The sequence below is a fragment of the Melaminivora alkalimesophila genome, from assembly GCF_000282995.1.
GTDB classification, from domain to species: domain Bacteria; phylum Pseudomonadota; class Gammaproteobacteria; order Burkholderiales; family Burkholderiaceae_C; genus Melaminivora; species Melaminivora alkalimesophila.
In genome coordinates this window covers 1-9,596 of the sequence record NZ_ALEE01000082.1, presented here as the reverse complement: position 1 = coordinate 9,596, position 9,596 = coordinate 1, and the positions used below count along the sequence as shown (strand labels likewise).

8 protein-coding genes are annotated in these 9,596 nt (G+C 70.4%); 3 read left to right on the top strand and 5 right to left on the bottom strand.

What is annotated here, in order from left to right:
- Positions 1 to 25: 25 nt before the first annotated feature.
- Both A612_RS01050 and A612_RS01045 read right to left on the bottom strand, forming a co-directional pair.
- Positions 26 to 832: an alpha/beta fold hydrolase gene (locus A612_RS01050; protein ID WP_019372767.1), complete on the bottom strand. Its 807-nt coding sequence runs from the start codon at positions 830 to 832 to the stop codon at positions 26 to 28.
- Positions 832 to 2,142, bottom strand: a complete 1,311-nt coding sequence (locus tag A612_RS01045) for an O-acetylhomoserine aminocarboxypropyltransferase (protein ID WP_019372766.1) — start codon at positions 2,140 to 2,142, stop codon at positions 832 to 834. The genes A612_RS01050 and A612_RS01045 overlap by 1 nt, the downstream gene beginning before the upstream one ends.
- Positions 2,143 to 2,229: 87 nt before the next feature.
- Between A612_RS01045 and A612_RS01040 the strand changes: the two genes are divergently transcribed.
- Both A612_RS01040 and aroC read left to right on the top strand, forming a co-directional pair.
- Positions 2,230 to 2,691, top strand: coding sequence for a CBS domain-containing protein (locus tag A612_RS01040; RefSeq protein WP_019372765.1), 462 nt, complete (start codon positions 2,230 to 2,232; stop codon positions 2,689 to 2,691).
- A 32-nt stretch (positions 2,692 to 2,723) separates the two neighbouring features.
- Positions 2,724 to 3,821, top strand: coding sequence for a chorismate synthase (gene aroC, locus A612_RS01035; RefSeq protein ID WP_019372764.1), 1,098 nt, complete (start codon positions 2,724 to 2,726; stop codon positions 3,819 to 3,821).
- A 14-nt stretch (positions 3,822 to 3,835) separates the two neighbouring features.
- Here the strand turns inward: aroC and nrdR are convergent, their stop codons facing one another.
- The 3 genes from nrdR to A612_RS01020 form a co-directional block, all read right to left on the bottom strand.
- Positions 3,836 to 4,285, bottom strand: a complete 450-nt coding sequence (nrdR, locus tag A612_RS01030) for a transcriptional regulator NrdR (protein ID WP_040435456.1) — start codon at positions 4,283 to 4,285, stop codon at positions 3,836 to 3,838.
- A gap of 40 nt (positions 4,286 to 4,325) precedes the next feature.
- Positions 4,326 to 5,570, bottom strand: coding sequence for a serine hydroxymethyltransferase (glyA, locus tag A612_RS01025; protein ID WP_019372762.1), 1,245 nt, complete (start codon positions 5,568 to 5,570; stop codon positions 4,326 to 4,328).
- Between the two features lie 234 nt (positions 5,571 to 5,804).
- Complete coding sequence (locus tag A612_RS01020) at positions 5,805 to 6,662, bottom strand: lytic transglycosylase domain-containing protein (RefSeq protein ID WP_040435454.1); 858 nt, start codon at positions 6,660 to 6,662, stop codon at positions 5,805 to 5,807.
- A gap of 942 nt (positions 6,663 to 7,604) precedes the next feature.
- Here A612_RS01020 and A612_RS01015 point away from each other — a divergent pair.
- Positions 7,605 to 9,596: DUF349 domain-containing protein (locus tag A612_RS01015; RefSeq protein WP_051001386.1), on the top strand; the 1,992-nt coding region annotated here is incomplete at its 3' end.

The window sequence follows — 9,596 nt, the reverse complement described above, 5'->3', positions numbered from 1 at the left end:
CCGGCGGCCGGTACGGCCCCGGCCCTCAGCCCAGGAAGTGGGCGATCGCCTCCAGCGTCGCCTGCGGCGCCTCGGTCATCTGGTTGTGGCCCACGGGCAGGTGGGCCACGCTCACCTGCTTGCCGGCGGCGCGCGCGTCGTCGATCAGCAGCCGCGCGGCACGCGGCGGGGTCATCTGGTCGCTGCTGCCCAGGACGAACAGCACCGGGCACTGGATCGCGGCGATGGCTGCCTCGCCGCCGGCATAGCTGTCGCAGGCGACGAAACCGCGGTGGAACACGTTCGCCTCGCGGTTGCCCTGCAGCACGCGTCGCCCGAGCGCCATGCCGGCGCCATAGACCCAGAAGCCTGCGCCCGTGGGCGAGGCCAGAGTGCTGCGCGAGAAGACGTTGACCATCTTCAGCGCCGCCTCGGGCGTGTTCTGCGACGATTCGATCAGCGCCGGAGACACCTTCATCGGGTAGGCCGTGCCGACCAGCACCAGGTGGCTGGTGCGTGCTCCCAGGCGCGCCGCCGCCTCCAGCGCGATCAGCGAACCCCAGCTGTGGCCGACCAGGGCGGCCTTGTGCACGCCCGCCGCATCCAGCAGCGCGGCGATGACGTCGGCCGCCTGCTCGACGCTTGCCGGCGCATCGCCGCCGCTCCTGCCGTGGCCGGGCAGGTCGATGGCCAGCACGTTCCAGCCATGGTTGGCGAGCCAGCGGCTTTGCCAGGCCCAGACGCTGTGGTCGCCCAGCACGCCGTGGATCAACACGGCGGTGCGCTGCGCGGGATCGAAGGGCTTGCCGCCGGTGTAGCAGTAGAGGCTGGCCCCGTTGACTTCGATGTCCATCATGCACCTGCCTTTTCTGCTGCGCGGAGGGCGCGTTTCAGGTCGTCGATCAGGTCGTCCGCTTCCTCCAGGCCGATGGACAGGCGGATCGTTCCCTGGCCGATGCCGGCGGCCGCGAGTGCAGCGTCGTCCATGCGGTGGTGCGTGGTGCTGGCCGGGTGGATCACCAGGCTCTTGGCGTCGCCCACGTTCGCCAGGTGGCTGAACAGCTGCAGGCTCTCGATGAACTTCTTGCCCTGTTCGCGGCTGCCCTGGATGTCGAAGCTGAACACCGAGCCGGCGCCGCGCGGCAGCAGCCTTTGCGCCAGCTGGTGGCTCGCGTGCGATTCCAGCATGGGGTGGCCCACGCGCGCGACGAAGGGGTGGCTGGCCAGGAACTGCACCACGCGCTCGGTGTTGCGCATGTGCCGCTCCATGCGCACCGGCAGCGTCTCCAGGCCCTGCAGGATCAGCCACGCGGAGTGCGGGCTCAGGCAGGCACCGAAATCGCGCAGGCCCTCGCGCCGGGCGCGCAGCAGGAAGGCCGCGACCGTCGATTCCTCGGTGAACACCATGCCGTGAAAGCCGTCGTAGGGCTCGGTCAGTTCCGGGAACTTGCCCCGGGCGGCGCCCCCCTCCCAGTCGAAGCGCCCGCCGTCGACCAGCACGCCGCCGATGACCGTGCCGTGGCCGGACAGGAATTTCGTGGCCGAGTGGTAGACCAGGTGCGCGCCGTGCTCGAAGGGCCGGATCAGCCAGGGTGAGGTCAGGGTCGAATCGACCAGCAGCGGCACGCCCGCCTCCTCGGCGATCTGCGCGATGGTCGGGATGTCCAGCACGTCCATCCCCGGGTTGCCCACGGTCTCGCCCAGCAGCAGGCGTGTCTCGGGCCGGATGGCGGCGCGCCAGCCGTCGATGTCGCCGGGCTGCACGAAGCTCGTCTCGATCCCGAAGCGGCGCAGCGTGTAGTGCAGCAGGTTCTGCGAGCCGCCGTACAGGGCGGTGCTGGCGACGATGTGGCCGCCCGCGCCCATGAGCGTGGCGATGGCCAGGTGCAGCGCGGCCTGGCCGCTGGCGGTGGCGATCGAGCCCACGCCGCCTTCGAGCGCCGCCATGCGCTGCTCCAGCACGTCGGTGGTCGGGTTGCTCAGGCGGCTGTAGACGTGGCCGGGGCGTTCCAGGTTGAACAGCGAGGCCGCGTGGTCGCTCGATTCGAACACGAACGAGGTCGTGAGGTACAGGGGCGTCGCGCGCGCGCCGGTGGTCGGGTCGGGGGCGCTGCCTGCGTGCAGCGCGAGCGTGTCGAAGCCGGGATCGGAATAGCCGGGCATCCGTGTCTCCAAGGTGGTCTGTCGTGCGCCGATTGTGGGCTATATTTTCATGGGCACCGTCCGCCCACCTGCCCCCTGAGAGACACCATGAAAGTCAGCGACATCCTGCGCGTCAAAGGCAACACCCTCTACACCGTGAACCCGGACGAGCCGCTGGCGCGTGCCGTGCAGACCATGGCCGAGCGCGACATCGGCTCGCTGGTGGTGATGGAGCACGGCGACCTGGTCGGCATGCTCACCTTTCGCGAGGTCATTCAGCACCTGGCGAAGAACGGCGGCAGCATCGGCACCACGCTGGTGCGCACCGCCATGGACGATGCGCCCCTGACCTGCACCCTCGAGACCGACATGGACGAGGTGCGCCGCATGATGCTCGGGCGCCACGCGCGCTACATGCCGGTCATGGACCGGCGCATGCTCATGGGCGTGGTCAGCTTCTACGACGTGGCCAAGGCGGTGGTGGACGGCCAGAACTTCGAGAACAAGCTGCTCAAGGCCTACATCCGCGACTGGCCGGGGTCGGACGAGGGCGCCCAGGCTGCCGACTGAAGGGCGGGGGGCTGGGGGATAATCCCCGCCCCATGAGCGGCAACACACTCGGCACCCTGTTTTGCGTCACCAATTTCGGTGAATCCCACGGCCCGGCCATCGGCTGCGTGATCGACGGCTGCCCGCCGGGCATGGCGCTCAGCGAGGCCGACATCCAGCACGAACTGGACCGCCGCCGCCCCGGCACCAGCCGCCACGTCACGCAGCGGCGCGAGCCCGACGCGGTGCAGATCCTCTCGGGCGTGTACGAGGGCCGCACCACCGGCACGCCGATCGCGCTGCTGATCCACAACCAGGACCAGCGCAGCAAGGACTACGGCGCCATCGCCCAGAGCTTTCGCCCCGGCCACGCCGACTACAGCTACTGGCACAAGTACGGCCTGCGCGACCCGCGCGGCGGCGGGCGCTCGTCGGCGCGCCTGACGGCGCCCACGGTGGCGGCCGGCGCCGTCGCCAGGAAATGGCTGAGGGAGAAGTTCGGCACCGAGCTGCGTGCCTGCATGACGCAGCTGGGCGAGCTCGCCATCCCCTTCGAGGGCTGGGAACACGTGTCGCACAACCCGTTTTTCGCGCCGGTGGCCGACGTGCAGCAATACGAGGACTACATGGACCAGTTGCGCAAGGCGGGCGATTCTTGCGGCGCGCGGCTGCGCGTGCAGGCCACGGGCGTGCCGGTGGGCCTGGGCGAGCCGCTCTACGACCGGCTGGATGCGGACATCGCCCACGCCATGATGGGCCTGAACGCCGTCAAGGGCGTGGAGATCGGCGCGGGCTTTGCCAGCGCCGCGCAGCGCGGCACGGTGCACGGCGACTCGCTCACGCCGCAGGGCTTTGCCAGCAACCACGCCGGCGGCATCCTCGGCGGCATCAGCACCGGCCAGGACATCGAGGTCTCGATCGCCATCAAGCCCACCAGCTCCATCATCAGCCCGCGCCAGTCGATCGACGTGCACGGCAACAGCGTGGAGGTGGTGACCAAGGGCCGCCATGACCCCTGCGTCGGCATTCGCGCCGCACCCATTGCCGAGGCGTTGCTGGCGCTGGTGCTGATGGACCACGTGCTGCGCCACCGGGCGCAATGCGGCGACGTGGCCCAGGAGATCGGCCCGATCCCGGCCCGCGTCCCCTGAGCGCGGAGCAGGCGCTAGTCGCCGACCTCGTCCACCAGGGCGCGGAACTCGTCCACGTCCTGGAAGCTGCGGTAGACGCTGGCGAAGCGCACGTAGGCCACCTTGTCGAGCTTCTGCAGCTCGCGCATGACCAGCTCCCCGAGGCTGCTCGACAGCAGCTCGCGCTCGCCCAGGTGCAGCAGCCGCTCCTCGATGCGCTCGATGGCACTGTCCACCTGCACGGTGCTCACCGGGCGCTTGCGCAGCGCCAGCTGGAAGGAAGCGAGCAGCTTGGCGCGGTCGTACTCCACGCGCCGGCCGTCCTTCTTGACGATCGTGGGGAAGTGCACCTCCGGCCGCTCGTAGGTCGTGAATCGCTTCTCGCAGGAAGGGCAGCGCCGGCGCCGCCGCACCAGCGTTCCGTCCTCGGACACGCGGGTCTCTGCGACCTGTGTGTCCGGGCGGCTACAGAAAGGGCATTTCATGGGCGGTGGCCGGAAGTGCCGTGCGGCGCTGCCGTGGGGCTCAGCGGTAGACCGGGAAGCGGCTGGTCAGCTGGTGCACCTTCTCGCGCACCGCCGCCAGGTGGGCCTCGTCGCGCGGGTTCTCCAGCACGTCGGCGAGCAGGTTGGCGGTGATGCGCGTCTCCTCTTCCTTGAAGCCGCGCGTGGTGATCGCCGGCGTGCCCACGCGGATGCCGCTGGTGACCATCGGCTTTTCCGGGTCGTTCGGGATGGCGTTCTTGTTGATGGTGATGTGCGCCTGGCCCAGGGCCGCCTCGGCGTCCTTGCCGGTGATGCCCTTGGCGCGCAGGTCCACCAGCATGACGTGGCTCTCCGTGCGCCCGCTCACGATGCGCAGCCCACGCTCGGTCAGGGTCTCGGCGAACACGCGGGCGTTCTTCACCACCTGCTGCTGGTAGGCCTTGAATTCGGGCGACAGCGCCTCCTGGAAGGCCACGGCCTTCGCGGCGATCACGTGCATCAGCGGACCGCCCTGCAGGCCCGGGAAGATGGCGGAATTGAGCGCCTTCTCGTGCTCCGACTTCATCAGGATGATGCCGCCGCGCGGGCCGCGCAGGCTCTTGTGCGTGGTGGAGGTGACGACGTCGGCGTAGGGCACGGGGTTCGGGTACTCGCCCGCGACGACCAGGCCGGCGTAGTGCGCGATGTCCACCCAGAAAATGGCGCCCACTTCCTTGGCGATCCTGGCAAAGCGTTCGAAGTCGATGCGCAGGGCGTAGGCCGAGGCGCCGGCGATGATGATCCTGGGCTTGTGCTCGCGCGCCTTGGCCTCCATCGCCTCGTAGTCGATCTCTTCTCGCTCGTTCAGGCCGTAGGAGACGACGTTGAACCACTTGCCGCTCATGTTGAGCGCCATGCCGTGCGTGAGGTGTCCGCCCTCGGCCAGGCTCATGCCCAGGAGGGTGTCGCCGGGCTTGGCGAAGGCCATCAGCACCGCCTGGTTGGCCTGGGAGCCGGAGTTGGCCTGCACGTTGGCGGCTTCGGCGCCGAAGAGCTGCTTGATGCGGTCGATCGCCAGCTGCTCGACCACGTCCACGTGCTCGCAGCCGCCGTAGTAGCGGCGCCCGGGGTAGCCCTCGGCGTACTTGTTGGTCAGTTGCGAGCCTTGGGCGGCCATCACGGCCGGGGAGGCGTAGTTCTCGCTGGCAATCAGCTCGATGTGCTGTTCCTGGCGCAGGTTCTCGGCCTGGATGGCGGCCCACACCTGGGGGTCGGTTTGCTCGACAAGGATGTTGCGTTGGTACATGGATGAACGGACGGCAGTCGAATGAACGTCTGTCCCTTGGAGTCCAAGGGCTGCCCAGGCGAACGACGGATCGCGCCAGCGCCGAGGGGCGCCGCGCGGCACGCTTCCCCGTGGTTGGCCGCGGAAGGAAGTCCGGTTCCTGCGGCAGGAGTTCCACGTCGGCAGCAGCGCCCGAGGGGGCCGTGCCTATCGCCAGTTGCGTGCGCGGCTAGTGTAGCCCAGGCACGCCGCCGTTCAGGCGCCGCCCAGCAGGGCCACCTTGTCGGCGCCCGGGGCCAGCGAGGCAGAGGGGCTCGATGCCTCGGCCGGCGCCTTGGTCGACAGCATCGGGCGCGCCGGCGTCGCGCCGCCCGCCCGGGCCCCGGCGACCTGGCGCAGCCGGAAATGCTCGGCCAGCACCTTGGCGGCGTAGCCACCGTCGTGCGGCAGGTTGGCCGCGCCCACGTAATAGCGCAGGCCCCCTTCCAGCGAGCCGGCCCGGGCGATGCATTCCTGCAGCACCTTGACGCCCACGCGCAGGTTGGTGAGCGGGTTGAAGGCCGCCAGGTGGCCGCCGACTTCCTCGTATTTGTCGGTGTGTACGCGCGTCATGACCTGCATCAGGCCTTGCGCCCCCACCGCGCTCTGGGCGAAGGGGTTGAAGCTCGACTCGATCGCCACGATCGCCAGGATCAGGGTCGGGTCCAGCTGGGTGCTCTTGCCCAGGTCGTAGGCCTCATTCACCAGCGCCGCCACCGGCTCGGGCGCCACGCGGTACTTCTTGCTCAGCCAGTAGGCCACCGCCGCCTGCTCGCGCGGCAGTTCCTTGGGGTTCATGGCGATGGGTTGCAGCGCGGCCCGGGGAGCCGCCGGCTCGGGCGCCTGCGCCTCGGCGGGGGCTTCGGCCACCACCGTGTGGCGCGACTGCAACCAGCCCATCAGGCGCTCTTCGCCCGCGTGGCGCAGGTCGGGGCGCGCCACCAGTGCGATGGCGACGAAGGCCACCGCCAGACCCAGCAGTGCGAAGCCGCTGTGGATGACTGCCATGAAGCCGCCCACCACGTCGGCGACAAAGGTGCGGACGCCTGCGACCACTTTCGTTGAAGCTGTCATAGCTCCTCCTTTTTGCATCGAGCCCCGAAAGGGAGTGCCGCGCAATGAACGAAGAACAAGCGGCGGGGGACTCGGCGGACCCTGGCGCTCACGCCAGGATGGTTTGCCATTCAGTCCGCGCCGGGCAGGTGCTGCCCGGAGACCGTGCGGACTGGCGAAGCCGGATCGGCTGGGCCCAGGGCAGGGATGCGAGGTGCCCTAGGGTTACTACGGGGTCGTCGTGAATCGGCGGATTCTAGGAGCGTCGAAAATTCATCGTCAACACTAAGGAATAGCGTGTTGATACAAATAAATCATATGGAACCGGGCTTTTGCGGGGGAAACGGGCGCTTTCCTACAGGAGGCAGGGCGGACCCGCGAAGGCCATCGTGCCTCCGGGCCGCTCCTGAAAGATCCGAGGGAGGGCGGCTCGGCAGGGGGCGTGGACGGTCGGATGGGGTGCGGGGGCTGGACACCGGCCCGGGTTGGGAATAGCCTTGAGGGTGTGTCGGGAAGGCGCTACCGATGCCCCTTCGGGCGCCGGGCGCGACCGCGGGCCAGACCCGTTGGCGCAGCGCCACGTCCAGGCACCCACGGAGGCAATCCCTTGCCTCCTTGCAACGGGGACATTGACCCTCCCCGGCGCAACCCCGGTGGCAAGAGGCCGCGAGCCTGCCACCAGGCCCGGTGGGACGCTTCGCCCCACCGGGCCTTCGTTTTTTCGCGCCCCCTTTTTCGCCCCCCTTTTTTCGCCCCCTTTCGCCCGGTCGGGACACGCGGGGACTGGCAGCGAAGGCCTGCCGGAGGCTTCGCCCGCGGCCCTGTTGCAAAACCGGTCCAAAATAGCACTTCCAGCGCCGCCGGCGTGTCCCCGCCTGCGGGCTTGCGCACAATGGGCGGCCCGTCCCGTGGCCTGCGCTCATCCTTTGTTCTTTCATGTTCCCTTTTTCTTCCCGCAACAAGATGTCCGACGTCCCTGAGAACCCTACGGTCCCGGCCAAGGCCAGCGAGCCGCACCCCCTGGACGCGTTGACGGGCGGCGCCTTCTCGGCGCCCACGTCGGGCGAGCGCGCAGCGCGCATCCGTGAATGGCTGGCGAACCAGCCGGCGCCCGAGCAGCTGCAGGAGGTCTTCAAGGAACTGAGCGCGCGCGACAAGGGCGCGGCGCGCGCCGTGCGCGAGCGCATCGAGGAACTGCGCCGCGCCCAGGCGCAGGAGGCGATCGCTGCCGAGTGGGCCACCAAGGCAGAGGCCTTGCTCGGCGCGGCGCGGCTGAACATTGCCGATGCGATGGCGTGGCAGCGCGACGCCGCCAAGGCGGGAGCGCCGCTGTCGCGCGAGCCACTGGCGCAGCTCAAGGCCCGGCTGGCCGAGCGCGTCAAGGCGATCGAAGACCTGCAGCATCGGGTGCAGGTGCAGCGCGAGGTGGCGGTGCTGCTGGCGCAGCGCATCGAGGTGCTGTCCACGAAACCCTGGGCGGATGCCCAGGCGGCGCTGCCGCAGCTCGAGGCCGATGTCGGGCGCTGGCAGGAGCAGGCCGGCGAGCTGGCGGCCGATCCTGCCTGGGCCAGCGTGGAGCCGCGCTTTCCCACGCAGCTGGAGGCCTCGCGCGCCCAGCTGCTGGTGGTCTGGGAGGCTTTCCAGTCGGCATTGGCCCAGGCCGTGGCCGCTGCCGCCGACGCGCAGGCCCCGCTGCCGCCGGTGCCGGTGTGGGCCGACGAGCTGCGCCAGGCGCGCGGTCTGCCGACCGAGGCGGGGCGCGAGCAGGCGCGCGTGCAGGCCCCCGCATCCCGGCCCAAGGTCGATCCGCAGCAGCGCGAGAAGGCCCACCAGGCGGTGGGTGAGGCGCTGGAGAAGCTGGAGCGCGAGACGGCCGAGGGCCGTGGCAAGGCCAGCGCCAGCGCCGCCGGGGCATTGCGCAACGTGCTCAAAGTGCACGGCCACCTGATCGATGGGGAACTCGAGCAGCGGGTCCATGCGGCCCTGGTGGCGGCGGGCGAGCTCGAGGGCTGGCAGCGCTGGAGCGCCGACCAGCTGCGCGAAGAGCTGGTGGCGCGCGCCGAGGGTCTGCTCAACCGACCCGAGGGACAGGCCCTGGGCGGCCGCAAGATGCAGGAGACGCTGCGCCAGCTGCGCGAGCAGTGGAAGCAGGCGGACCAGGGTGCGCCGGCCAACCATGCGCTGTGGAAGCGGTTCGACGACGCCTGCAATGCCGCCTACAAGGTGGTCGAGGCGTGGCTGGAGAAGGTGCGCGCCGAGAGCGCCCAGCACCGCGCCCAGCGCGAGGCGCTGATCGAGGAGGTCAAGGCCTGGGGACAGACGCAGGCCGAGGCCGGCGTGGCCGACTGGAAGGCGATGCAACGGGCGCTGCACCAGTTCAGCGAGCGCTGGCGTACCGGCGGGCATGTGAGCGAGAAGGTGTTTGCCGAGCTGCAGCCCGCGTGGAAGCAGGCGATGGCGGCGGCGGCTGCGCCGCTGGAGGCCGCCCAGCAGGCGAGCCTGCAGGAGCGCCAGGCGATGATCGAGGAGGCGCAGGCGCTGGGCGCGGCCCCGGTGCTGCGCGTCGATGCGGTCAAGGCGCTGCAGCAACGCTGGCAGGCCGAAGCCCAGGCCGTGCCCCTGGACCGCCGCCAGGAGCAGCGGCTGTGGGAGGCGTTCCGCAAGCCCATCGACGAGGCCTTCGCCCGCAAGAGCGCAGCGCGCGAGCAATCCGCGGCGCAGATGAGCGCGCACGACCGCGCGGTGCTGGAGGCGTCGCGCGCGCTCGAGCAAGCCAGCGCCTCGGGTGACGCCCAGAAGATCCGCGCTGCCATGGCGGCCCTCGATGCGGCGCTCAGGGCGCAGGCGGCGCCGGGCGATTCCGCGGCCGGCACGCAGACCCCGGCGCCGAGTCCGCGGGCGGAGGACGCGCCGGAGGACGCTGCGGTGCCCTCCGAGACCGGTGCGGCGCCCGCC